Raw genomic sequence first — 23,341 nt, forward strand, 5'->3', positions numbered from 1 at the left:
TCAGCCTTTCGTGGCGGTGAGCGTCACGCCGCCGGTCATGGTGCGCGATCCACTCTCGCCGATCGTGAAGACGTGGACGTTGAAGGTCTTTGAGCCGCGGAACGCGGTGTCCTTCGGTTCGATTTCGACAGCGATCTCGGTCAGCTGGCGCGGCTGCAGCAAAAGCGTTCTTGGGACGATCCTGACCGACCAGTCGTCCGGCACGGGAAACCGGCCATACGCCTGTTCCTCGAGGGCCTCGGCCCAGCGCGCCTTGCTTTCGGCGAGCCGCGGCTGTGGGGTGTCCGTGCGCTCGTCTCGACCCTGGCCGCGTGGCGGGATACATGGCCGCAGCTTCGGCAGAGCGTAGCAGTCCGCCTCGATCTGGAAACGCCGGACGACCGAGGCCTCGTTGCGCACGCTGAAGACGAACTTCGCCGGTGAGCGCATCTCGGCAATGTTGACGTTCTTCTGGCCAAGGTTGTTGCTGGGGTTGGCGTCATCGCCCCAGGAAAGCTGTGCTTGAAGGCAGTAGTGGCCGCCGGTGGCGGGCGTGGTCCAACTGAACTCGGCATAGGCAGGGCAATCGATCGTGCCCTTGGCTCCGAGATTTATGGCGACGTTGGCGATCGGACGGGAAATGGTCTGGGCGCCGAATGACAGGTAGGACAGTGCCACCCCGACGCCCACCGCTGGGGCGTCATAGGACCCGTTCCAGACGCGCACGCGAACGCGATATGCATGTGCTGGCTGAAGCGCGCCGCTGACCGGCAAGGTGCCGTCGAAAATGTCGATGTCGGGATTGTCCCAGGTGACCGCGAGCCCCTGCGCCATCAGATAATACTGGGCGTATAGAAGAGGATCGGCGCGCTTGTAGATGTCGGGCGGCAGCTGGATGCAGCAGTCGTTCTGCGCCGGGCTGGGCAGCCGCTGGCCCTTGGCCAGCCGGCACAGCAGCCTGCATATCGTGGCAAACAGCACCTTCAGCCCGGCGGCCAGACGCTTCCAGAATTCGGCGGCGAACAACAGCAAGGCCGCGGTTCTGATGTGGTTGACCAGAGATCCTGCCATGTCGTGTTTCCCACGCTGAGAGGACGCAACGGTAATGTTTTCCTGGCGGACCTGTCTCCGCCGGTTGTCCAGAGGCTATTTCTTCAGTGATCCCTGTCTTCTGTAGAAGTAGACGGCGGCGACAAGGACTATGGCCGCAATGACAAGGCTGCTCTCGAAAGTTCCCGAGCCATTGTCGGGAGAAAATCCAAAAATGCGTTCAATGAAATCCATTTCGGCCGCCCTCCGATCCCTTGACGCTACAGAAGGGTTTACCTTACGTCAATCAAAGGTTGGTCCCGCGCCGCTCCTCACGCATGAGCTGGGAACCAGAGAACCCGTCCGGGAATTTAGCGAGCCATCCCGCAAACTTTCGTGATTTGCCCGTAGTTTGGCTTGGACATTATTTCGCCGGCCACGTAACAAATCAGTGCCGAGGCGCGAAGATCGGGGAGTGAACTCTTGTGAGCGGCAAGGACGAGGCCGAGCTTTCCCGGCTGATGCGGGCCGCGATCGCGGGGGATGAAAAGGCCTATGCCGACTTTCTGCACCGGATTGCCGCGCTGGTGCGCGGTTTCGTCAGGCGCAAGATCGTGCAGGGCGGGGTCGATCCCGAGGATGTCGTGCAGGAAACCTTGCTGGCCATTCATGTGAAACGGCACACCTGGCGCCAGGACGCGCCGGTGCTGCCCTGGGTCTATGCGATTGCCCGTTTCAAGCTGATCGATGCGTTCCGGCGGCGCGGACGGCGCATCGAGATCGATGTCGACGACATCGCCGAGACGTTCGCCGAGCCCGAAACGGAAACCGTCAGCGAGCGGGACATCAACCGGGCGCTCGACGGGCTGCCGCCGGCACAGCGTTCGGTGGTTTCAGCAGTATCCGTGGAGGGCCGCTCGATCGGCGAGACGGCGGCTAAGTTCGGCATCAGCGAGACGGCGGTGCGGGTGTCGCTGCACCGGGGACTTACCGCCATAGCCAGGCGATTCGGGCAGGGGCGGTTCGGGCGGGAATGACATGAAGACCGACGATCTCATCAAGGCGCTCGACGCCGATGCCCACAGCAAGGCGATGCCATTGCGCTCGGCCTGGTGGCTGGCGGCTGGCGCGGCCGCCTTGGTCGCGGCCGCTGTCTTCATGATGACGATCGGGCCGCGCCCCGATTTCATGGTGGCCGCGCACACGGTGCGTTTCCTGTCCAAATTCGTTTTCACCATCGTGCTCGCCATCAGCGCCTTTGCCCTGATCCGTGCCCTGTCGACGCCGGGCGCGGCGACAGGCCGGGCTATGGCGGCGATGATCGCGGCGCCGCTGCTGGTCGCGGTGGCCGTGGTGCTGGAGCTCTTCGTGGTGCCGCAGGCCCTGTGGAGCACGCGCATGATCGGCTCGAACATGATGATCTGCATGGGCTTCATCCCGCTGATCGGCATCGGCCCGCTGGCCATCTTCCTGTGGATGCTGCGCTATGGCGCGCCGACACGGCCGGTGCTTGCCGGCGCGGTCGCGGGGCTGCTTGCCGGCGGGCTGGCGGCGACTTTCTATGCGGCGCACTGCTTCGACGATTCGCCGCTTTTCGTTGCCACCTGGTACACGATCGCCATCGCGGCTCTCGCTCTGCTTGGCGCGCTCGGCGGGCGGTTTTTCGTGCGCTGGTAGCAGGATACTCACGCCTACACCCCGTGAATACCGATCCTTAATCATGCCGGCAATTGTTTGCCGGTTTTCCATGTCGCCTATGCCCTGGGCGCAACCTTTCCTTAAAATCGATCCTTCAGGGTTTTAACGGGAAAAAGCGATTGCCCACGGGGGTGGCACGAATCGTGACATTGCGAGGTATCATCGGGCCGGGACGGCACAAGCATGCAGCTCTGGCGCTGCTTGTGGCCGGTCTGGCCGTAGTGGCCGCCTCGCTTGTGCTGTCAGGACTGGACCTTGGCGCGCAAGCCCTCAGACTTTGCCTCCAAATATCGGTCGCTGTGACGGTCTGCGCGCTTTTCGCGGCCTATCTGTTCATCGGTCGAATCTCGGAGGATCGACGGCAGATCACGGATAGCGAGCAGCGGTTCCGCCGGGCCATGGAGGACTCGGCGATCGGCATCGCTATCGTCGGTCTCGACGGGCGTATTCTCCAGACCAATCCGGCCTTTGCCGCCATGCTTGGCTACAGCCGCGACGAGATCGAGGCGCTGACCTTCTTCCAGCTCACGCATCCCGACGATGTGCAGATCGGCAGCGAAACGATGGCCGGCCTGAAGGCGGGCACCGTCGATGCCTTCCACTTCGAGAAGCGTTATCTCAAGAAGGACGGCACACCCGTCTGGGCTCATCTTGCCGGCTCGGTTATTCGCGACGAGAAAAGCGGCCGGCCGCTCTATCTCGTCTCGCAGATCGAGGACATCGACGCGCGCAAACAGGCCGAGGCGCGCATCACAGAGGCCGAAACGCGCTGGAACTTCGCGCTGGCCGGCGCCGGTCAAGGTGTCTGGGATTTCGACATGCGCAAGGGGGGCACCACCTATTCCTCCACCTGGGTCAAGATGCTGGGCTACGGGGATGGCGAGCTCGATGGTGACCCCGATCGCTGGCTGACGATGATCCATCCAGACGATCGCGCCACGGTCGCGGAGGCCGATCGCGCCCATCTCGCCGGCGAGACGGAATTTTTCGAAGCCGAGTTCCGCATGCGCCACAAGGACGGCCGCTGGATCTGGATCCTCGACCGCGGCAAGGCCATCGAGCGCGATGCGGACGGACACCTGGTCAGAGCGATCGGCAGCTTGATGGACATTACCCGGCGAAAGCAGGCCGAAGAACGGCTCATCGTCTCGGCAGCGATGCTGGCCGACGAGAAGGAGCGGCTGAGGGTGATGCTGCAATCGATCGGTGATGCCGTCATCTGCACCGATGCCGCGAACCGCGTCACTTTCATGAACCCGGTGGCCGAAAAGTTGACCGGCGTTTCCAGTGACGATGCGCTGGGCAAGACGCTGAGCCATGTCTACTGGGCAGTCGACGAGGAGACGGGCCACAGGATCGGGATGACGCGGCCGGTGACAGGCGAAGAGGCGCGCTCCGACCAGAACAGCCGCGCGGTGCTCATCCGCCGCGACGACACGCGCTGCAGCATCCGCCAGGTCGTGTCGCCGATCCTCAACGAACGCAACGAATTCTGCGGTCTGGTGATCGTCTTCCAGGACTTCACCGATGCGCGTGCCCTGCAGCGACAGCTTGCCCATGCCGCCGCGCACGACGCACTGACGGGCCTTGCCAACCGCTCGAGCTTCATCCGCGCCATGGAGGGGATGGTCGATCAGGCGCGCAAGGACGGCACGACGACAGGGGGCCGCCATCAGTTCATGTTCATCGACCTCGACCATTTCAAGCTGGTCAACGACACGGGAGGTCACGCTGCCGGAGACGCCCTGCTGAAGCGGGTCGCTGACGCCGTGCGCGGCGTGCTTGGTCCTGAAGACATCGTCGCGCGCCTGGGTGGCGACGAATTCGCCGTGATCCTGAAATCGGCTTCCACCACCGACGCGAGGATCGCGGCGCGTTCCATCATCGATGCGATAGCGGGCCTGAACTTCACCTGGGATGGCCGGCCGCACGGGATCGGCGCCAGCATCGGGTTGACCGCGATCTGCGCCAATTGCGGCGAAGTCGACGAGATCATCGCAAGGGCCGACGCCGCTTGCTATGCAGCCAAGGCCGCCGGCCGGGGATGCGTTTCGGTGGCGCCGGACGGCAAGGTCAGCGACGATTACAGGTCAGAACCGCCCAAGCCACTCGCCGCGGCCTCGTGAGCGGCAATCACGTCAGCGCGTCGGAACGGGATGCTCGCCGCGATAATCGTAGAAGCCGCGCCCGGTCTTACGGCCGAGCCAGCCGGCCTCGACATATTTGACCAGCAGCGGGCAAGGCCGGTACTTCGAATCCGACAGGCCGTCATGCAGCACCTGCATGATCGACAGGCAGGTATCCAGGCCGATGAAATCGGCAAGCTGCAGCGGTCCCATCGGATGGTTGGCGCCGAGCCGCATGGCGGTGTCGATGGCATCGACCGAGCCGACGCCCTCATAGAGCGTGTAGATCGCTTCGTTGATCATCGGCAGAAGGATGCGGTTGACGATGAAGGCCGGGAAATCTTCCGAGACGGTGATCGTCTTGTCGAGCTGCTTCACATAGGTCTTGGCCGCCTCGAAGGTCTGGTCCTCGGTGGCGATGCCGCGCACCAGTTCGACCAGCTTCATCAGCGGTACCGGGTTCATGAAATGTATGCCGATGAACCGCTCCGGCCGGTCGGTCTGGGCAGCTAGCCGTGTGATCGAAATCGACGAGGTGTTGGTCGCCAGGATCGCTTCGGGATTGAGCTGAGGACAGAGCTGCGCATAGATCTTGCGCTTGACGGTTTCGTCCTCGGTCGCCGCTTCGATCACCAGATCGGCGCCGGCGAGATCGGCCATCGTCGGTGCCGACGCGATGCGTGCCATGGCCTGATTGCGCAGCTTCTCGTCGAGCTTGCCGGACCCCACCTGACGGGCCATGTTGCCGCTGATTGTGGCAATGCCCTTCTCGATGCGGTCGGGCGATATATCGTAGATCAGCACCTTATAGCCCGAAAGCGCGGAGACGTGGGCGATGCCGCCGCCCATCTGGCCCGCACCAATGATGCCGATCGTCTCGATCTTGCTCATTACCCGATCCCGTCCGGAGCGTTTTTCGCTGGATCGCGAACCGCCCCATCTCTTTGTTTTCCCGCAATTCCCGGCGCAAAAACCCCTGCGCACTGCCGCTGGAATTGCTCTCAGCCTTTGTGGCGTGCTTATTGTGCGGTGCAAACTAAAAGGGTGGGGCGACTTCGTCTACCCCACCCCTCACAATTTAATACGGTTGCGCGGAAGCGTCAAAGCGCCTTCTGCAACTCCGGCAGGATGACGAAGAGGTCGCCGACGAGGCCGTAATCGGCGACCTGGAAGATCGGCGCTTCCTCATCCTTGTTGATGGCGACGATGACCTTGGAATCCTTCATGCCGGCAAGGTGCTGGATGGCGCCGGAGATGCCGACCGCGATGTAGAGATCGGGGGCGACGACCTTGCCGGTCTGGCCGACCTGCCAGTCGTTCGGCGCGTACCCGGCATCGACGGCGGCGCGGGAGGCGCCGACGGCAGCACCGAGCTTGTCGGCGACCGGCAGGATGACCTCCTGGAATTTCTCCGAGGAACCGAGCGCGCGGCCGCCCGAGATGATGATCTTGGCCGAGGTCAACTCCGGACGGTCGGTCTCCGACAGCTTGTTCTCGACGAAGGTGGACAGGCCGGGATTGGCTGCCGCATTGACCGTCTCGACCGAAGCCGAGCCACCGTCGGGCGCGGCCTGGAAGGAGGCGGTGCGCACGGTGATGACCTTCTTGGCGTCGCTCGACTGCACCGTCTGGATGGCATTGCCGGCATAGATCGGCCGCTTGAAGGTATCGGGCGAGACCACTTCGATGATCTCGGAGACCTGCGCGACATCGAGCAGGGCCGCCACGCGCGGCGCGATGTTCTTGCCGGCCGACGTCGCCGGCGCGATGACCGTGTCGTAGGCGCCAGCCAGCGAGACGACCAGTGCCGCCGTCGGCTCGGCCAGGCGCTCGGCGAGTTCGTCGGCTTCGGCGAGCAGCACCTTGGTGACGCCCTTCAGTTTGGCGGCTGCGTCGGCGGCAGCCTTGGCGCCTTTGCCGGCCACCAGCACATGCACGTCCGAGCCGATCTGCAGGGCAGCCGAAAGCGCCTTGGCGGTCTGGTCGGAAAGGGTAGCGTTGTCGTGTTCAGCGATGAGGAGAATTGTCATGTTGTCTGTTCCTTCCGATCTCAGAGCACGCCGGCTTCGTTCTTGAGCTTGTCAACCAGTTCGGCGACGCTCTTGACCTTGACACCCGCCTTGCGGCCGCTCGGCTCCTCGGTCTTGATCACCTTGAGGCGTGGCTTGACGTCGGCGCCGTAATCGGCCGGGCTCTTCTCGTCGAGCGGCTTCTTCTTGGCCTTCATGATGTTGGGCAGGGAAGCATAGCGCGGCTGGTTGAGGCGAAGGTCGGCGGTGACGATTATCGGCATCTTCAACTCCACCGTCTGCAGTCCGCCGTCAACTTCGCGCGTCACCTTGGCCTTGTCGCCGTCGATGATGACCTTGGAAGCGAAGGTGCCCTGGGCCCAGCCGAGCAGGGCGGCCAGCATCTGGCCGGTCTGGTTGGAATCGTCGTCGATCGCCTGCTTGCCGAGAATGACAAGGCCGGGCTGTTCCGCCTCGACGACGCCCTTCAGCACCTTGGCAACACCGAGCGGCTCGGTCTGCTCGTCGGTCTTGACCAGGATGGCGCGGTCGGCGCCCATGGCGAGTGCGGTGCGCAAGGTTTCCTGCGCCTGCTGCGGACCGATCGACACGACGATGATCTCTTCGGCCTTGCCGGCTTCCTTGATCCGGATCGCCTCTTCCACCGCGATCTCGTCGAACGGGTTCATCGCCATCTTTACGTTGGCCAGCTCCACCGCCGAACCATCAGCCTTCACGCGCACCTTGACGTTTGCGTCCACAACCCGCTTCACGGGCACAAGGATCTTCATTTGCCTGTCACCTCTTCACGCTAGTTGGGCGCGCTATAGCAGCCTGCGCCCCTTCTGAGTTGTCGAAAGCCGACATTCCTGACTGAATTCCGGCCAGACGGAATTCTGGCCGGATGGAAATTCTGGTCTTTGCCCGCCCTGGCTGCTCCTTAAACGCCTTGGGCCGCGGCGGAGACGTTTCCGTAATTGTGGCAACCCGTGCCGTCAATACGCTGAAAGCCGCTCAAATCGGTTCAGTTTGGGCCAGAAGGGTTTCCACGTCCCCAGCGCGTCGTGGTGGCGGCCGTTTGGGGCGCCGCTGGTTCGCCGACCACCGGCGGCTGTTCAGGAGTAGGTACCACGGCATCCTCGTCGGCGGGTGCGAACAGCGGCACGCCGCGGCTGCGCAGGACCAGCACCAGAACCGCGCCGGCAATGATGCCGCCGATGTGGCAGGCCCAGGATATCTGATCCTCGCCGCCGGCCGCGAACATCACGATCTGGAACAGCACCCACAGGATGAGCGGAATAAAGGCTGGAATGCGCAAAGGGATGCGGGCGAAGGCAAGCACCCACACCTTCACCCTGGGATAGAGGATCAGGTAGGCGACGACCACCCCGGCGATGGCACCCGACGCGCCGATCAACGGCGCCTGCGAATCCCAGGCGACCAGCCCCTGGAAGGCGGCTCCGGCGATGGCGCACAGCAGATAGAAGATCAGGTAGCGGATGTGGCCGAGCGCGTCCTCGACATTGTCGCCGAAAACCCAAAGGAACAGCATGTTGCCGCCGAGATGGAAAATATCGGCATGCAGGAAGGAATAGGTGAGATAGCTCAGGCTCTCGGGGATGATGACAAAGCGGGGGTCGAGTTCGGCCGTGTCGTGAACGACGGACGGGATGAAGCCGAGACCAAGCACGGCGGCATTGGTGAAGTTCTCGCCGCCGAGCGCCGTGGCGCAATAGATCACGGCGTTGGCGACAATCAGACCGATGGTCACATATTGCAGCCTGATGTGGCGCAGCCTGTTGGTGTCGTAAAGCGGGATGAACATCGGTCGCCGGCCCCTCCCGCCTCTGGTCCGTTCAGCGGTTCTTGCCGGGAACCCATAGCACGTCGGCATTTCCGTTGTCATTGACCGCCCGGGCGGCGACAAACAGGAAATCCGAGACGCGGTTGATGTATTTCAGCCCGTCGCGGTTGACGTGTTCGGCCGGGTCCTGAGCCAGGGCGACCATCAGCCGCTCGGCGCGCCGTGCCACCGTGCGGGCGAGATGAAGCGCCGCCGCTGCCGGCGTGCCGCCGTTCAGCACGAAGGATTTCAGCGGCTGGAGCTTCTTGTTGAGGACGTCGATGTCGTGCTCGACACGGTCGGTCTGCGTGGCAACGATGCGCAACGGCTCGTAGCCAAGCGGCTTGCCGTCATCAGGCACGGCGAGATCGGCGCCGAGGTCGAAGAGATCGTTCTGGATGCGCGAGAGCATGGCGTCGATCGCCTGGTAGCTCTGTTCGGTATGCACGCGAGCCATGCCGATGCAGGCATTGGCTTCGTCGACCGTGCCGTAGGCGTCCACCCTGAGATCGGATTTCAGCCGCCGCTCACCAGTGCCAAGGCCCGTAGTGCCATCATCGCCGGTGCGGGTGTAGATCTTGTTGAGCTTGACCACATCGCCTCCCGAAAAGCCTCACTTGCGGGTGAAATACACGGCCAGCAGGATCAGCGCCAGCGCCACGGCCTGCAGCAGAACGCGGGCCTGCATCAGCTTGTTGGAGGTCACTCCGGAGCCGCCGCGCATCATGTTGATGAGCCCCCTGATCAGCACGACCACGACGGCGGCCATGACCAGAATGGCAAGTATGTTGAAGGCAGTGGCCATTTTTGCGTTTCCAGTTCTTTGCTTGTTCAGGCGCGCTTGGCGAGCAGGCGGTGGAGCATCGAGGCCGGCAGGACGCGTTTGAGCATGGCACCGATCCTGGCCGACATTGTTACCACATAGTGCGGGCGTGGGCGCCGCGACAGAAGTGCATGGCGAAGCACCTTGTAGACCACTTCAGGCCCGGGCTTCCGCGCCGATTTGCTGCCGCCGGCGCGCATGCGCTCCACTTGCGCGGCATAGTCTGCGCGATGCGCGGAATTCTCATGGTCGATATTCCTGAGGAACCAGGGCAGGCCATTGCTGGCGATCTTCGATTTCACCGGCCCCGGCTCGATCAGCGAGACATAGATGCCGCTGCCGGCCAGTTCCTGGCGCTGGCACAGCATCAGGGCCTCCAAGGCATGCTTGGAGGCCGAATAGGCGCCGCGGAAGCGCACAGGCACGAGACCGAGGATCGACGAGCAATGGACGAGGCGGCCGTGGCCCTGGCGTCGCATCACCGGAACCAGGCGGCGGGTCAGGTCGTGCCAGCCGAAGAAATTGGCCTCGAACTGCTCCCTGAGCGCCGCAACGGGCAGATCCTCGACGGCGCCTGCCTGCGCGTAGGCACCGTTGTTGAACAGCGCGTCGAGCCTGCCGCCGGTGCGATCGAGCACCGCCGCCGCCAGGGCGGCTATGGAGTCCGGTTCGCTATAATCGAGGTAAAAAGCCTCGATGCCGTCGGCTTCGAGGGCGGCGATGTCCTCCGGCTTGCGGGCCGTCGCGAACACCCGCCAGCCCTCAGCCTTCAATGCACGGGTGCAATAGGCGCCTATGCCGGAAGACGCGCCGGTGACGATGATGGTGCGCAAGTCTGCAGCTGGAGAATTCGGGGTTTGACGAAGGGTTGCCATTTGCCGCATTCATTTCCCATATTCGCGGCGTCGAGACAATCGAGGGGAGCGCGCGTCCTTGCTGCGGAACATTGTCGCCCTGCGCCGCGTGCTCTACGACGCGCTCGGCCACTTCAACACCGATGACGGCTGGGCGATGGCCAGCCATCTGGCGATCACCTCGCTGATGGCGCTGTTTCCATTCCTGATCTTCGCCACGACGCTGGGGAGCTTCCTTGGTGCCCAGGCCTTTGCCGACACAGCCGTGCACCTGGTCTTCGACACCTGGCCGGACCAGATCGCCAAGCCGATCGCGCACGAGGTGCTGAACGTGCTGACCGTCAGGCGCAGTGATCTGTTGACTTATGGCGTGCTGCTTGCCGCCTACTTTGCCTCCAACGGCATCGAGGCGCTGCGCACCTCGCTGAACCGCGCCTATCGGGTCACGGAAACGCGCGGCATCATCTATCGCCGGGTGCAAAGCATCTTCTTCGTGCTGATCGCTACCGCCGGGTTCCTGGCGATAAGCGTGCTGCTGGTGTTCGCGCCCCTGCTGGCGCGGCTGGCGGAAGCCCATTTCGAATGGATCAAACCCTATACGGGCACGATCACGCTGTGGCGGTACGTCATCGCCTCAACCGTCATCATCGGCGGACTGTTTGCCGTCCATTACTGGCTGCCGGCCGGCAAGCGCCGTTTCGTCTCGCTGATACCCGGCATCATCTTCACACTGGCCGCATGGCTTATCGGCTCGACCATGTTCGCCACCTATCTCGACCATTTCTCGTCCTATGTGACGACCTATGCCGGTCTCGCCTCGATCATGATCGCGGTGGTCTTCCTCTACATCGTCTCGGCGATCTTCATCCTCGGCGGCGAGCTCAACGCCGCGATCAGCCGTTATCTAGAGGCGCGTGCCCGGGTCGGCTGAAGTTTGCCTGTTCGGGCGGTTGCCAGGCCCACGCCGAAAGTGGTGATGGCCATGCCGACGATCTGCAGCGCATTGAGCTGCTCGTTGAACAAGGCCCAGGCGATGACGGCCGTCACCGCCGGCACCAGGTAGAACAACGAGGCCACTTTCGACATCTCGCCGTCACGGATCATCACCATCAGGAGAAAGATGGCGCCGAGCGACAGCACCAGCAGCAGCCAGCCCATGGCGAAGACCAATTCGCCATTGATGACGACGGTTTGGGTTTCGAAGGCAAGCGAAGCCAGGATCATCAGCGAAGCGCCGCCGACATATTGCCACATGGTGGCCGCCACGAGGTCGCCTCCGGACGCAAAACGCTTTTGCCAGATCGTGCCGGCGCTCATGCCGAGCACCGAGACCAGCGAGGCGGCCAGTGTCGCCGCCGTCACGCCGCCACCGAGCGCCCCGAGTTTCGGCCACAGCACGATGACGATGCCGACCAGCCCGATAGCGAGGCCAAGCCAGTGGCGCGGCAGGATGGCCTCGCCCAGAAACTTGCCGGCAAGCACCGCGGTGATCAGCGGCTGCAGGCCGACGATCAGGGCCGAAAAACCGGCCGGCATGCCTCGATGGATGGCCCAGAAGACGGCGCCGAGATAGATGCCATGCATCAGCACGCCGGCGCCGGTGGCATGCAGAGCCTCCTCGCGGGTGGCTCGTTTCGAGCCCAGCACCAGCATCAGCACGGCCAGCAGGATGGCGGCGAGCACGAAACGCGCGGCGAGGAAGGTGAACGGCTCCGCCCATGGCATGGCGTAACGCGCGCCGATGAAGCCGGTCGCCCACAGGACAACGAAGGTGGCGGGGATGAACCGCTTGATGCTGGACATTTTCCGGGATCGCCGCGCTGGTGAGAATTGACCGTGAGGATGCTCTAGTCCTGTTCAACCCCGCGCGCAAAACGAAACGATTGATCCATGCGTCAAGGAGGTTGAACGGGTGGCGTGTCCGGAGAGCGTTTCTCCTGTCAGAGCCCAATCATCCTTCTGACTTCCTCCGGCGAGGCGCCTGCGTCGCGCAAGGCGGCAAGGCCCGTATCCCTGAAGCTCTTCGACAGTTTTCGCCCATCCGGCCCGAGGATCAGCCGATGATGGAAATAGGCGGGTGGCTGCAATCCCAGAATCTCCTGCAGCAGGCGTTGCACCCCGGTCGCGGAAAACAGGTCCTGTCCGCGCACGACATGGCTGACGCCTTGCAGGGCATCGTCGATGACTACGGCGAGGTGGTAGCTGGTCGGGATGTCGCGGCGCGCCACGATAACGTCGCCCCAATCCTGGGGACGCGCCTCGACGGAGTGCGTCGTGGACAGCGTCCCGTCGCTGAATTCGGCCCATGCCAGGTCCCTGCCGGCACGCGCCATGGCGGCGCCGACGTCCAGCCGCCAGGCGAAGGGCGCATTCTCGGCAATCCGCCGCTTGCGTTCCTTCATCGAAAGCGCCTTGTCGGCCGGGGGATAAAGCGGCACACCGTCGGGATCGCGCGGCCAGTCGCGCCCGCGCTTTTCGCCATCGGCGATGAAGGCGCGTATCTCGCCGCGGCTCATGAAGGCGGGATAGACGAGTTCCTCGCGGATCAGGCGCCCGAGCACCGTTCCATATTCTGCAAAATGCTCGGACTGGCGGCGCACGGGCCTTTCCCAGTCGAAGCCCAGCCATTTCAGATCGGCGATCATGCCCGCCTCGAACTCTGGCGCGCAGCGCGTGGTGTCGATATCCTCGATGCGCAGCAGCAAGCGGCCGCCACTGGTATTTGCGAGCTTCTGGTTGAGCAGCGCCGAATAGGCGTGGCCCAGATGCAGTTCGCCGTTGGGGCTGGGCGCGAAGCGGAATGTCAGGAGCGTCATGTCTCGAGCGGCAATCGGGTTGTGCTGTGGTTTTGGCGGTTGCTACCTTGCTGCACATCTTCGGACAAGGATACCATGCAGCGCATCGCGACACTGGACGACGTTGAGCGGGGGCTGGACGCGCTTTGCCTCATCGACCCGCGCCTGGGGAAAGTGCGCGGCATGGCCGGCGAGGTGCCGCTCAGGCTTTCGGAGCCGGGCTTCAGGAGCCTAGCCTCGATCATCGTCTCGCAGCAGGTGTCGCGGGCGAGCGCCGATGCGATCTTCGGCCGGCTGACGAAACTCGTCGATCCGCTGACGCCGCGGGCGATCCTTGCCGCCGGCGAGGACATGTTTCGCGAGGCCGGCCTGTCGCGGCCCAAGCAGCGCGGCCTGATCGCGGTTGCCCAGGCCGTGGCCGATGGGCTCGACCTGCATCACCTCTGTTCGCTCGATGCCGTGGAGGCGATCGCCAGGATGACGGCGGTGCCCGGTATCGGTCCGTGGACGGCGGAAGTGTATCTGTTGTTTGCTGCCGGACACCCCGACATTTTCCCGGCGCGCGACGTTGCCCTGCAGAGCGCTGTTGGTCAGGCGCTCGGCATCGACCCGCGTCCAGCGGAGAAAACACTGATCGCGCTGGCCGAATCATGGAGCCCGTGGCGAGGTGTCGCATCGCGGCTTTTCTGGTCCTATTATCGCGAAACCAGGGGCCGGGACGCCGCACCGCCAGCCTGAATCCGCAAGAAAGCCTAAAAATCATGTGTTTTTGGCGCTTCGTGCCAGCGACAATCCGCTTCACATCCCTGTCATGTCAGGCTTACAGTATCCACGCCGAACGGTTCTAGAACTAGGAGGTCAACAAGGTGACGGTTGCCGTATCTCCGGATGGGCTTCCAGCGCTGGTGCTGAATGCGGATTACCGTCCGCTCAGCTATTACCCCTTGTCGCTCTGGTCCTGGCAGGACGCCATCAAGGCGGTGTTCCTCGACAGGGTGAACATCGTGGCCGAATACGAGCACGCCGTATCCTCGCCGACCTTCTCGATGAAGCTGCCGAGCGTGGTCAGCCTGAAGGCCTATGTGAAGCCTTCCAGGCATCCGGCCTTCACCCGCTTCAATGTCTTCCTGCGCGACCGTTTCCAGTGCCAGTATTGCGGTACCCCCGAGGACCTGACCTTCGACCATGTCATCCCGCGTCACCGTGGCGGCGCCACGACATGGGAGAATGTCGTCGCCGCCTGTTCGCCCTGCAATCTGAGGAAGGGCGGCATGATGCCGGCTCACGCCAAGATGTGGCCGCTGCAGAAGCCGTTTCAGCCGACGGTGCATGATCTGCACAATAACGGCCGCCTGTTCCCGCCCAACCATCTGCATGAAAGCTGGATGGATTATCTCTACTGGGATGTCGAACTGGAGCCTTGAGTTCGTTCGAGATTTCGGGAGGTTGGCCGTCTGGAGCAAGTGTCTGTGCTTCCGATGTTCACGGACCAAATGTCCGCTGCGTTTCGGTTCTCGACAGTCACTCCATGCGACTCAGCCTGCCGAATTCTTTGAACGATCTCGCGTCGGCTCTGTAGCTCAATCGCGGGCCAGCGCGCCACGGAAGGCGACGGCGGCGAGGATAAGGCTGGCAATGGCGTTCCAGCCGGCCAGTGACAGGCCGAGAATGCGCAAGGCGGCCTTGTCGCAGGAGGGCGGCACGAATTTGTCAAGCGCGTCGAGGACGCCCTTGCCGCCGGTGTCGACCGGGCCGGCGCCCGCGGTGCAATCGGCCGGGCCCTGCCACCATGCCCATTCGACGCCGGAGTGATAGACGCCGAGATAGAGCCCGTACAGCATCAGGAGGCCGCCAATGGCCAACAGGCCGCGCGTCAGCCATGCGGGTGCGCGCAGCATCGATGCGATCGCCGCCAGCACCATCAACGGCACGCCGATGTAATACGGCGTGCGCTGTTCCAGGCAGAGGTGGCAGGGGATGTAGCCGCCAATGTGCTGGAAGCCGAGCGCCGAGCCAACGGTCGCGGCCATCGCGACGGCGAGAAACAGGGCCGCGCGTGTCCGCTGGTGGCCGGTATCGGCATTCATGGTCGCTGTCATGGCGTCTTTCGTCCGTTGTGTTCGCCGTCCGCAAAGTCTGCTCGCCGCGCTGCCAAAACCGTTGCGCGGTTTTAAGCATCAAACCTCAGAGGGCGTATTTGATCAGGATATAGAGCAAAATCAGGGCGACCGCGGCGGCGCCGACGATCAGGCCCAGGCGCTTTTCGATGAATTCGCGGATTGGCTCGCCATAGCGGCGCAAAAGCCACGCCAGCAGCAGGAAGCGGGCGCCGCGCGCGATGATGGCCGAGACGATGAAGACAACAAGGTTGATGTGGAGCGCGCCGGCCAGAATAGTGACCACCTTGATCGGCGGCAGGTGCGCAACGCCGGATGTGACGAGCAGCACCAGCATTAGCCCGGTGCCGGAAGACTGCCACTTCTCGAACGTGGCAAGGCCGCCGAAGTGCTCCAGGATCGGCCGTGCTATTGTGTCGTAGGCATAGTAGCCGATCAGCCAGCCGGCGATGCCGCCCAGCACGGACGCAACGGTGGCGGTCAGCGCGTAGCGATAGGCGCGTTCGGGGCGCGCCAGCGCCATGGGCAGGAACAGAACGTCTGCCGGTATGAAGAACACCGAGCTCTCGACGAAAGCGATGAAGGCCAGCCACCATTCGGCGGATTTGCGCGCCGCCAGCGACAGGGTCCAGTCATACAGTCCGCGAAGCATCGGCTCTCCTATGGAACGGCCCGTCTGTCTAGAAAGGTTTTTCGCGCTGCACAATGGCTGCGGTCTTACAAATTGGAAAGGTGCCGTCTGGTCGCGGCAGAGGCTGGTTTGGAAATTGGCCTGTTGACGAACAGGCCTCCGACCGTATAGTCCGCGCCCATCCAGGCCGCGCGGCCTGAGCCCCTATGGCGGAATTGGTAGACGCGCTCGACTCAAAATCGAGTTCCGCAAGGAGTGCTGGTTCGATCCCGGCTAGGGGCACCATCCTTCAAAATCAGAGCAAAGCTTAGCCATTTTGGGGGCAGTTATCGCGGGAGGCGCTCAGGCCATGCTTGCCGCCGCCACTTAGCCACGGAACGAGAAGGCGGCATAGAAGAAGCTCGACATCCGAGAACCCGGCCTCGCAAAGCAGATCCTCTTCGGCGCCGGAAAGCAGCGGCAAACGGCCGGCCATTTCTGCCCAGGCCGCGGCCTTTCCCCGATCGACGCCGGCGCGGTCGGCGAAGGCGGACGAACGCGCCAACCAGCGCTTCGCCGTTCCGTTCGGCACGCTGTGATGGGCGACAACAAGGCGCGCGCCGGTTTCAGCCGCTCGCTTCTGTCGAGAAAGTGCAGCGTAAGCAGACATGTCGCGCCTGCTGCACTTTTCATCAGGCGCGTGTATAACACACGCATTGCTGAGTGAGAGCGCAGGTCGATCCTTGCAAAGTGCGACACTTGCTGTTGGTTATGGTCTAATCCTTCATCGTATCGACGAGCATTCGCATCAAGCGGACTAGATCGTCGAAGTCCTTGCGGTCCCAGTCGGCGAATTTGGCAACGGCTATTTGCTCCCGCGCCGCATCCAGCGCGTCTGTCGCCGCTTTTCCCTGCGGTGTGACAACGGCCTCGCGAACCCTCTTGTCAGCGGCGCTCAAGCGCCGCGTGACCAGTCCCAGCTCCTCCAGTCGTGACACCTGTCGACTGACGGTCGTGTAATCGCGACCGACGCGGCCAGCCAGATCGACAACGCCGATGGGGCCAAGTCTCTCGACAAGAACGAGCAGCGGGAAGAGGGCGCGCTCGAGCGTGAGGCCCGCCTTGGTGAGCAATTCCACGTCCCGCTCGGGTCGGTTCATGATGGTGACGATGTCAATCAGCGAGCGATGCAGCTCGGGCAACAACACTTTAATATGTGCGTTATGCACTTTCTTTATTGACACCGGCTTGGCTCCCTTTAATGTGTGCATTATGCACATTGGAGCCGAAAATGGAAGAGCGAGCTGAAATTGACGTCCTGATCTGCGGCGCGGGAGCAGCCGGGCTGACGCTTGCAATCGACTTGGCGAGGCGAGGCGTGTTGTTCCGCATCGTTGAGCAGATGGAACGTCCCTTCGCCGGCTCGCGCGGCAAGGGCTTGCAGCCACGCACGCAGGAGGTGTTCGAGGATCTGGGCATAATCGACCGCATCATGGCAGCCGGCGGTGTCTATCCGCCGATGAGGGAGTATCGCAACGACGGCGGCTATGACGAAAAGGCCGTTTTCGAAGCGCCCGAACCCTCGCCCGACGTCCCCTATTTCATCGCGCTCATGATCCCGCAGTTCCTTACAGAGGGCGTGATGCGCGAGCGCCTCGCGGAGCTGGGCCATCGTGTCGAGTTCGGCACCGCATTGATCGACTTCGAGCAGGACGATGATGGCGTCGGCGCCCGCCTCAAGTCGTCTGGCGGCGAGGAGCGGGTCCATACGCGCTATCTGGTTGGTGCTGACGGTGGCCGCAGCTCGATCCGCAGTGCGCTCGGCATCGACTTTCCCGGTAAGACGCTGGGTGTCCGTGCTATCGTGGCGGATGCCCATCTGAGCGGACTCGACCGCGCTGCCTGGCACCAGTTCAATGACGGCGACATGGAGCGGCTCGTCATGATCTGCCCGCTCGCCGGCACGGACCTGTTCCAGCTGCAGGCGCCGATCCCGCTGGACGGCGAGCCTGACCTTTCCGCGGATGGATTGACGCGGATGATCGCCGAGCGGACTGGCCGTAGCGACATCGATGTTCAGTCGGTGGCCTGGGCATCCGCCTACGCGATGAACGCGCGTCTGGCTGACCGCTACCGGGTCGGACGGGTTTTGCTAACCGGGGACGCCGCGCATATCCATCCGCCAACGGGCGGACAGGGCCTCAACACCAGCGTTCAGGACGCCTACAATCTCGGTTGGAAATTGGCCGCAGTCTTGGCTGGCGCCCCCGAAGGGCTGTTAGACACCTATGAGGAGGAGCGACGCGCCGTTGCGGCGGATGTCCTGGGGCTTTCGACCCAGTTGCTCGACCGTCAGCGCGAACAAGGCGGCATGCGGCGCGGCCGCGACACACATCAGCTCGACATCGGCTATCCCCACTCATCACTTTCTCACGACGGAGGTGGTCAGACGATACGCCCGCGGGCCGGTGAGCGCATGCCGGACGCGACCCTAACTGGCGCCGCTGGACAGCCCCGCCGTCTGTTCGACGTGATGACCGGCATGCACTGGACCCTGCTTCTATCGAGCCCTGACTACTGGCCGATCGTGGCTGCGCGCGCGGGCCTGCGAGTGGTCACGGTGGGCGAAGGCGCGGAACTGCGCGACCCCTCTAATCAGCTCAGCTTGGCCGAGGGCGGCTGCCTGCTCATCCGGCCGGACGGCTATGTCGGCGCCACTTTCGATGCCGCGAGTTCCACCCTGGTCGGTGACTATCTGGCGAAGGTACTTCCTTCCGAGAACGCCTGCTCTCAGTCAAACGGGAGGGTCGACGTTGCACCAACATGACGGACTTGCGAGATCAGGACGGCCTGCGGAGGCCGTCCCGGGACACGACAGCCGCTCGAACGCATGTCGGCCGTTCGACTGCCCTGGGTCCGCCATGCCAGAAGACATTTCTGAATGGGATTGCAAGGCCGACCAGCAGCGCGGCCCACAGGGCAGTTGTCGCAATCTACGGTTTTGCATCACCCACGCCAGCGCAGGTCTAGCGCCTCTTGAGCAAGCTCTTCATCCGGTTGCGCAGCAGGCGCGCCATGTTGCGGGTTTCGCGGTAGAGATGCAGCTGCGAGGCGGCCTGGCGGGCGAGACGGTCGGCGTCCCTTGTCAACCCGATCACCAATGTGCCGACCGGCTTGCGCTCGCTCCACAGCCGGCTCATCACCGGGTGGTCGGGCACGGCGCAGGAATCGGTCATCATGATGTTGGGATCGTCGAGATGCTGCCTGGTGACCTCGATCATCAGCAGCGTGCCCGGCGAATAGGCGGCCAGCGTCTCGTCATAGGCCGTCTTCCAGGTGTAGGCGACGCCAGCCTCGACGAAGACGATCAGGCAAGCGATGGTGCGGCCGTCGAGCGTCAGCGAATGGATGCGGCACATGTCCTGTTCGGCGAGCCGGTGCACCGCCTCGCGGGCGAAGGCGGCGCGGAAGCGGTCGATCGCCATGGCGGTGCGCTCGCGGCCTTTCCAGCCGGACGCCTCCAGCGTCAGGAAGTGCTCGATGGCGTGGCGGATTTCCTCGGGGCCGCGTGCCACGACATGTTCGAGCTTGCCGAGATCGCCGAGGCGCCGCTTCAGGCGGCGGAATTCGCGATAATGGTGCGCGCGCAGCGAAGCCTTGAGATAATCATCGCCGTCGAGTTCGCTCTCCAGCACGGGGCGTGAAGTCTGGCCCGTGGTGACCAGCGCCAGGCCGCGCGTCTCGGCCACGGTGGCGACCAGGCTCGTCACCGGACCGTCGAGCCTGATGTCGGGCAGGACCAGGACTTTCGGCATTTTGAGATGCGGGCGCGACAGCATCGAGAAGAAGTCCTCGACCACGCCGACCGGATCGTCGCGGTCGATCAGCGGCGTGCCGAGTGGGCCGAACGGGCTCGACCATGTGCGCATGACCGGCACGCCGAGCGGCACCACCGGCCGTTCCACCGAGATCGGCACCAGCAGGCGCAGCCGGTTGCGGTATTCATCGCCGTCCCGGATCACGGCAAGGCGCACCTCGCGATCTTCCAGCCGGGGCATGGCCGGCGCCAGGAAACGCGGGTTGAAGAAGACGTTCGGCTCGATCGTGCGGGCGCAGAGATAGTCCAGTTCCTCGACCAGGTCGAAGCCGGCCGACGCCGGGTAGATGGCGAGTTTGCGCTCGGGCCGGTTGTTGGCGAGGATCTCGATATGGGCGGGATCGGCGTCGCGCGCCAGCCCGGCAAGGCCGGACACCATGGCGCCGGCGGGACCGCCGCTGGTTTCCTCGAGCAGAGGGATGGCGGCCATCAGGCGGCTCCTTTGGCTGGCACGAAGATCGCCATGACGATGCCGAGCTTGCGCCAGACCGTGAAGGACAGCGCGCCGGCCTCGAAGATCATGGCAAAGGCGGTGGCCATGGCCGCGCCCCAAAGGCCGAAAAGCGGGATCAGCACTACGTTGAGCCCGATGTTGAAGGCCAGTGTCATGGCATAGACGGCGGCGCAGACATTCTGGTTGCCGCTCATGGTGAGCAGGCTTTCGCAGGGGCCAACGGCGGCGCGCGCCACGACGCCGAAGACGAGCAGGAACAGAAGCGGATAGCCCGACGTGAATTCGGGGCCGAACAGCACCAGCATCGGTTCGCCCAGCGCCAGCACCAGGAACGCCATCAGCAGCGAGGGCCAGAAGGTCCACGATACCGTCTCGCGGGCAAAGGCGGCAAGCTTTTGCGGCTCGCCATGGGTGAACTGCGCGTAGCGCTGGGCAACGCCGGCCTTGACCGCGAAATAGACGAAATGCACCAGCGCCAGCGTCTTGACCGTGGCGAAATAGACGGCGACGTCATTGGGATCCATATAGGCGCCGACCATCAGCACATCGGCGTTGGTGAGCAGGAAGAAGAAGCTCTCGACCAGGAAGATCGGCAGCGAGACGACGAACCATTGCGCGAAATGCACTTTCATCGGGCCGGCCGGAATTTGCCTTTCCATGCGCTGGGTGACCCCGATGAGCTGGGTCAGCGTGGTGGCGTAGGTAGCGGCGATCGAGGCGAAGATCGCCGTCCGCGCGTCGGCGGCGTAGCCCGCCCAAAGCATCAGCGCCATGAACAGCAGGATCAGCACCGGCCGGATCAGGTAGGTCGGCGACAGCGCAAACAACGCCCATGAATTGGCGCGCGCCAGCCCTTGCAGCAAATCCGACAGCGCGATCATCGGCAGGCAGATGACGCCGAGGATGAACGGTATCACGTAGTAGTTTTCGATCCAGGGCGCGGCCAGCCAGACGCCGAGGGCGCCGAGCCCGGCGATGACCGTCGAGGCGATCAGCACGAACAGGCGGCTCGCAACGACGATGCCGCGCAATTCATCCATCAGGCCGCGCTCGCGGTATTCGGGGATGAAGCGGATGACCGATGTGTGGAAGCCGAGGCAGGCGAGGTTGCCGACGATGACCATCGTCACCCAGACCAGCACGAAGATGCCGTATTCGAAGGAACCCATCCAACGCGCCATCAGCACCTGGCTGATGAAGGCGATGACGGCACTGACGATGCGGATGGAGAAGGCGATGACCGACATGCGCCCGGCTTCGCCGCGTTCGTCGGCGGTGAACAGCACGGCGTCCAGACGGCCAAGCAAAGGCTCCACGCGCAGCGCCAAACGCTGCGGCAAGAACCGCCCGGCAGTCGTGGCCGCGGAAAAGCGCACCCCGATTTCTCTCCGTTTTCCGCCTCTTTTCAGGCTTTGGTGTAGCGAAGACACCTTAAGAAAGCGTGGGTGGGGAGGGCGTGCGTAGTAGCCGAGGGTCGAGCGACGACGAACGGGTGAGGGTGCCGCAAAGGCGACACAGGCGCAGCGCCGTTTGTCAATCAGTCAGGTCTACCGGCGTCACGTCTCGCCGCGCCTTGCAACATGGTCGATCGCGCAACGGCTGATACCGATGTCCTTCAGCATGAAACCGGGCATGGCCTCCAAGCGACGCCGGTCATGCCGCAGGTGCCATCCGTATGCAAGCCAAGCGATAACGGCCATCAGGCGCGAAGGCCGGGTGCGCGGCCTCGCCAGGACGATGTCGATTTCGGGCATGATTTCTCCTCGCGATGCGCGCGAAAAGCCTGCCGGCACGGGCCGGCAGGCGGCGCCGTCAGTCGGCCTTTTTCATGGCGTCGCACGAGACGTTCGGGTTCATGTCGGCGAAGGCGCCGGTCGGGTTCTGCTTCCAGGCCCAGACATGAAGTTCGTAGAAAGGGCCGAGGCCATAGCGGTTGGGAGCGCTGTTGAAGTTGAACAAGTGGCCTCCGAGCGAGGCCGGACCCTTCGCTGTGATGTATTCGACGGCCACCAGCTTCAGCGTGCCATCGGACATCGGCTCGTACATCACGGCCTCCGGCTTGGCGACGTCGATCGCATCGTCCTTCAGATAGGCGCCATTGACGTAATGGATGCCCATGGCGCCGCCAGTGATGCCACTGGCGCAAGGAATCGGCGCATAGCCCTCGGCGGTGGCCGCCGCGACGTTCGCGAAGCGGCTATTGGCCGCCCGCACCTCGTCGGCAAGCGGATTGTCCTTCCCCGCCGATGCGGCGGTGGAGGCGATCGACGTGATGAACAGCGCGGCAAGGCGCCAGAAATTGACGTTCATTTTGTTCTCCATTGATTGTTGATGATCCGGCAGGCGCCCAGGCCGGCCAGCAAGGCCAGGCCTGGCTGCAGACGCCCGCGGCATGGGATTGGCAGTACGGGACGGGTTCGATCCTCGTCCATCCCGTCTAGCCGGGCAGCGGTCTCATTGGTGCCACCACCAGTATTCCCAGTAGTCCCGCCGCATCTCGTGCTCCGGCAGACCGACGTCCCGTCTCAAATAATCGTCTTGCGGAGGCAGGCGCCCGCGCCGGCCTCGCAATGGCGATAGCAGCGCGCAGACAATCCGCGATGCGAGACCGCGCCGGTGGGGTGCAGGGTCGAACGCCATGCCGGCGGCCGTTTCGGGAGGGAACAACAGGGAAAACCGCCCGCTATCATTGCCCAGGACAATTTCACGCTCATGGCACCATCCTTGCTCCATTGGATCAGCGATAAAAGTAGGGGTCCAGGACCCTCACCTCCGTGATCTTGTCCACCGGCAGGGAATTCTTCTGCGCCGTGCTGCGGATGGCCTCCGGCGAGGGGGCGTCGTAGATGCAGAAACTCTTGCTCTTGTCGGGCGAGACGAAGGACTGCACCCAGGTGACCCCCTTCTCGGCATTGCGCATGATGATGCCGCCAAGCGCCGTTGCGCCGATGTCGTTCATCGGCAGGTTGAGTCCGTCGGGGAATGTCCGTTCGATCAGATAGCGAGGCATGGAATGGCTTCCTTTTACGATTGATTCACGCTCGAAATGAGCGCGGTCGGAGAAAAACCATGGCCTTCGAAAGCGCGCATCGGAGCCTTTCCCCATATTTCGCGGGACGATTCCCTA

General features: G+C 63.6%; 26 protein-coding genes and 1 tRNA gene. 8 read left to right on the forward strand and 19 right to left on the reverse strand.

Annotated features, from left to right (window positions below; genetic code table 11):
- Positions 1-1,050, reverse strand: a complete 1,050-nt coding sequence (locus LB555_RS25095; RefSeq protein ID WP_140720256.1) for a hypothetical protein — start codon at positions 1,048-1,050, stop codon at positions 1-3.
- 443 nt (positions 1,051-1,493) lie between these two features.
- Between LB555_RS25095 and LB555_RS25100 the strand changes: the two genes are divergently transcribed.
- The 3 genes from LB555_RS25100 (at position 1,494) to LB555_RS25110 (ending at position 4,832) form a co-directional block, all read left to right on the forward strand.
- Positions 1,494-2,045 carry a sigma-70 family RNA polymerase sigma factor gene (locus LB555_RS25100; RefSeq protein WP_015315559.1) on the forward strand — a complete coding sequence of 184 codons (552 nt, stop codon included), beginning with the start codon at positions 1,494-1,496 and terminating at the stop codon, positions 2,043-2,045.
- Position 2,046: 1 nt separating this feature from the next.
- The gene (locus LB555_RS25105; RefSeq protein ID WP_224684037.1) at positions 2,047-2,685 is read left to right on the forward strand and encodes an NrsF family protein; all 639 of its coding nucleotides are present in this window, start codon (positions 2,047-2,049) and stop codon (positions 2,683-2,685) included.
- 164 nt (positions 2,686-2,849) lie between these two features.
- Positions 2,850-4,832, forward strand: coding sequence for a PAS domain S-box protein (locus LB555_RS25110; protein ID WP_224684038.1), 1,983 nt, complete (start codon positions 2,850-2,852; stop codon positions 4,830-4,832).
- A gap of 12 nt (positions 4,833-4,844) precedes the next feature.
- Here LB555_RS25110 and LB555_RS25115 read toward each other — a convergent pair whose 3' ends face one another.
- The 7 genes from LB555_RS25115 to LB555_RS25145 form a co-directional block, all read right to left on the reverse strand.
- Positions 4,845-5,723 carry a 3-hydroxybutyryl-CoA dehydrogenase gene (locus tag LB555_RS25115; protein ID WP_015315562.1) on the reverse strand — a complete coding sequence of 293 codons (879 nt, stop codon included), beginning with the start codon at positions 5,721-5,723 and terminating at the stop codon, positions 4,845-4,847.
- 209 nt (positions 5,724-5,932) lie between these two features.
- On the reverse strand, positions 5,933-6,862 hold the full coding sequence (locus tag LB555_RS25120) for an electron transfer flavoprotein subunit alpha/FixB family protein (protein ID WP_224684039.1): 930 nt from the start codon (positions 6,860-6,862) through the stop codon (positions 5,933-5,935).
- Between the two features lie 20 nt (positions 6,863-6,882).
- On the reverse strand, positions 6,883-7,632 hold the full coding sequence (locus tag LB555_RS25125; RefSeq protein WP_224684040.1) for an electron transfer flavoprotein subunit beta/FixA family protein: 750 nt from the start codon (positions 7,630-7,632) through the stop codon (positions 6,883-6,885).
- A 233-nt stretch (positions 7,633-7,865) separates the two neighbouring features.
- Positions 7,866-8,666, reverse strand: coding sequence for a rhomboid family intramembrane serine protease (locus LB555_RS25130; protein ID WP_140712902.1), 801 nt, complete (start codon positions 8,664-8,666; stop codon positions 7,866-7,868).
- A 31-nt stretch (positions 8,667-8,697) separates the two neighbouring features.
- A complete protein-coding gene (locus LB555_RS25135; RefSeq protein ID WP_015315566.1) occupies positions 8,698-9,279 on the reverse strand; it encodes a cob(I)yrinic acid a,c-diamide adenosyltransferase in 582 nt (193 codons plus the stop codon).
- An 18-nt stretch (positions 9,280-9,297) separates the two neighbouring features.
- The gene (locus LB555_RS25140) at positions 9,298-9,489 is read right to left on the reverse strand and encodes a twin transmembrane helix small protein (RefSeq protein ID WP_015315567.1); all 192 of its coding nucleotides are present in this window, start codon (positions 9,487-9,489) and stop codon (positions 9,298-9,300) included.
- A 26-nt stretch (positions 9,490-9,515) separates the two neighbouring features.
- Positions 9,516-10,382, reverse strand: coding sequence for an SDR family oxidoreductase (locus LB555_RS25145; protein ID WP_224684041.1), 867 nt, complete (start codon positions 10,380-10,382; stop codon positions 9,516-9,518).
- A 58-nt stretch (positions 10,383-10,440) separates the two neighbouring features.
- Between LB555_RS25145 and LB555_RS25150 the strand changes: the two genes are divergently transcribed.
- A complete protein-coding gene (locus tag LB555_RS25150; RefSeq protein WP_015315569.1) occupies positions 10,441-11,292 on the forward strand; it encodes a YihY/virulence factor BrkB family protein in 852 nt (283 codons plus the stop codon).
- Here LB555_RS25150 and LB555_RS25155 read toward each other — a convergent pair.
- Together LB555_RS25155 and gluQRS are read right to left on the reverse strand one after the other, a co-directional pair.
- Positions 11,262-12,164, reverse strand: a complete 903-nt coding sequence (locus tag LB555_RS25155; protein ID WP_140662803.1) for a DMT family transporter — start codon at positions 12,162-12,164, stop codon at positions 11,262-11,264. The genes LB555_RS25150 and LB555_RS25155 overlap by 31 nt on opposite strands.
- Before the next feature lie 137 nt (positions 12,165-12,301).
- Positions 12,302-13,177 carry a tRNA glutamyl-Q(34) synthetase GluQRS gene (gene gluQRS / locus LB555_RS25160; protein ID WP_224684042.1) on the reverse strand — a complete coding sequence of 292 codons (876 nt, stop codon included), beginning with the start codon at positions 13,175-13,177 and terminating at the stop codon, positions 12,302-12,304.
- Positions 13,178-13,252: 75 nt separating this feature from the next.
- Between gluQRS and LB555_RS25165 the strand changes: the two genes are divergently transcribed.
- On the forward strand, positions 13,253-13,894 hold the full coding sequence (locus LB555_RS25165; protein WP_140712912.1) for a DNA-3-methyladenine glycosylase family protein: 642 nt from the start codon (positions 13,253-13,255) through the stop codon (positions 13,892-13,894).
- Between the two features lie 128 nt (positions 13,895-14,022).
- Positions 14,023-14,580 (forward strand): HNH endonuclease, encoded by a 558-nt coding sequence (locus LB555_RS25170; RefSeq protein WP_006328497.1) that lies wholly within the window; start codon positions 14,023-14,025, stop codon positions 14,578-14,580.
- A gap of 156 nt (positions 14,581-14,736) precedes the next feature.
- Here LB555_RS25170 and LB555_RS25175 read toward each other — a convergent pair whose 3' ends face one another.
- Positions 14,737-15,255, reverse strand: coding sequence for a disulfide bond formation protein B (locus tag LB555_RS25175; protein WP_140616849.1), 519 nt, complete (start codon positions 15,253-15,255; stop codon positions 14,737-14,739).
- An 85-nt stretch (positions 15,256-15,340) separates the two neighbouring features.
- Positions 15,341-15,925 carry a YqaA family protein gene (locus tag LB555_RS25180; RefSeq protein ID WP_015315574.1) on the reverse strand — a complete coding sequence of 195 codons (585 nt, stop codon included), beginning with the start codon at positions 15,923-15,925 and terminating at the stop codon, positions 15,341-15,343.
- A gap of 179 nt (positions 15,926-16,104) precedes the next feature.
- On the opposite strand from LB555_RS25180, the gene LB555_RS25185 reads away from it, so the two are divergent.
- Positions 16,105-16,189: transfer RNA gene (locus tag LB555_RS25185), tRNA-Leu, on the forward strand.
- Between the two features lie 22 nt (positions 16,190-16,211).
- Here the strand turns inward: LB555_RS25185 and LB555_RS25190 are convergent.
- Together LB555_RS25190 and LB555_RS25195 are read right to left on the reverse strand one after the other, a co-directional pair.
- Positions 16,212-16,553, reverse strand: coding sequence for a hypothetical protein (locus tag LB555_RS25190; protein ID WP_224684043.1), 342 nt, complete (start codon positions 16,551-16,553; stop codon positions 16,212-16,214).
- A gap of 106 nt (positions 16,554-16,659) precedes the next feature.
- Positions 16,660-17,154 carry a MarR family transcriptional regulator gene (locus LB555_RS25195; protein WP_263489297.1) on the reverse strand — a complete coding sequence of 165 codons (495 nt, stop codon included), beginning with the start codon at positions 17,152-17,154 and terminating at the stop codon, positions 16,660-16,662.
- Between the two features lie 20 nt (positions 17,155-17,174).
- On the opposite strand from LB555_RS25195, the gene LB555_RS25200 reads away from it, so the two are divergent.
- Positions 17,175-18,710: an FAD-dependent oxidoreductase gene (locus LB555_RS25200; protein WP_224684044.1), complete on the forward strand. Its 1,536-nt coding sequence runs from the start codon at positions 17,175-17,177 to the stop codon at positions 18,708-18,710.
- Between the two features lie 199 nt (positions 18,711-18,909).
- Here LB555_RS25200 and LB555_RS25205 read toward each other — a convergent pair whose 3' ends face one another.
- The 5 genes from LB555_RS25205 to LB555_RS25225 all read right to left on the reverse strand — a co-directional run bounded on the left by LB555_RS25205 (position 18,910) and on the right by LB555_RS25225 (position 23,224).
- Positions 18,910-20,190, reverse strand: coding sequence for a GNAT family N-acetyltransferase (locus LB555_RS25205; protein WP_224684045.1), 1,281 nt, complete (start codon positions 20,188-20,190; stop codon positions 18,910-18,912).
- Positions 20,190-21,590, reverse strand: a complete 1,401-nt coding sequence (locus LB555_RS25210) for an oligosaccharide flippase family protein (RefSeq protein WP_015315578.1) — start codon at positions 21,588-21,590, stop codon at positions 20,190-20,192. The genes LB555_RS25205 and LB555_RS25210 overlap by 1 nt, the downstream gene beginning before the upstream one ends.
- Positions 21,591-21,770: 180 nt before the next feature.
- A complete protein-coding gene (locus tag LB555_RS25215; protein ID WP_224684046.1) occupies positions 21,771-21,968 on the reverse strand; it encodes a DUF1127 domain-containing protein in 198 nt (65 codons plus the stop codon).
- Positions 21,969-22,026: 58 nt separating this feature from the next.
- Positions 22,027-22,524 carry a hypothetical protein gene (locus LB555_RS25220; protein ID WP_224684047.1) on the reverse strand — a complete coding sequence of 166 codons (498 nt, stop codon included), beginning with the start codon at positions 22,522-22,524 and terminating at the stop codon, positions 22,027-22,029.
- 427 nt (positions 22,525-22,951) lie between these two features.
- Positions 22,952-23,224, reverse strand: coding sequence for a DUF4242 domain-containing protein (locus LB555_RS25225; RefSeq protein WP_023770749.1), 273 nt, complete (start codon positions 23,222-23,224; stop codon positions 22,952-22,954).
- Positions 23,225-23,341 lie beyond the last annotated feature (117 nt).

Origin of the sequence: Mesorhizobium sp. BR-1-1-10 (assembly GCF_020165595.1) — a bacterium.
In the GTDB taxonomy this organism is placed as follows: Bacteria; Pseudomonadota; Alphaproteobacteria; order Rhizobiales; family Rhizobiaceae; genus Mesorhizobium; species Mesorhizobium australicum.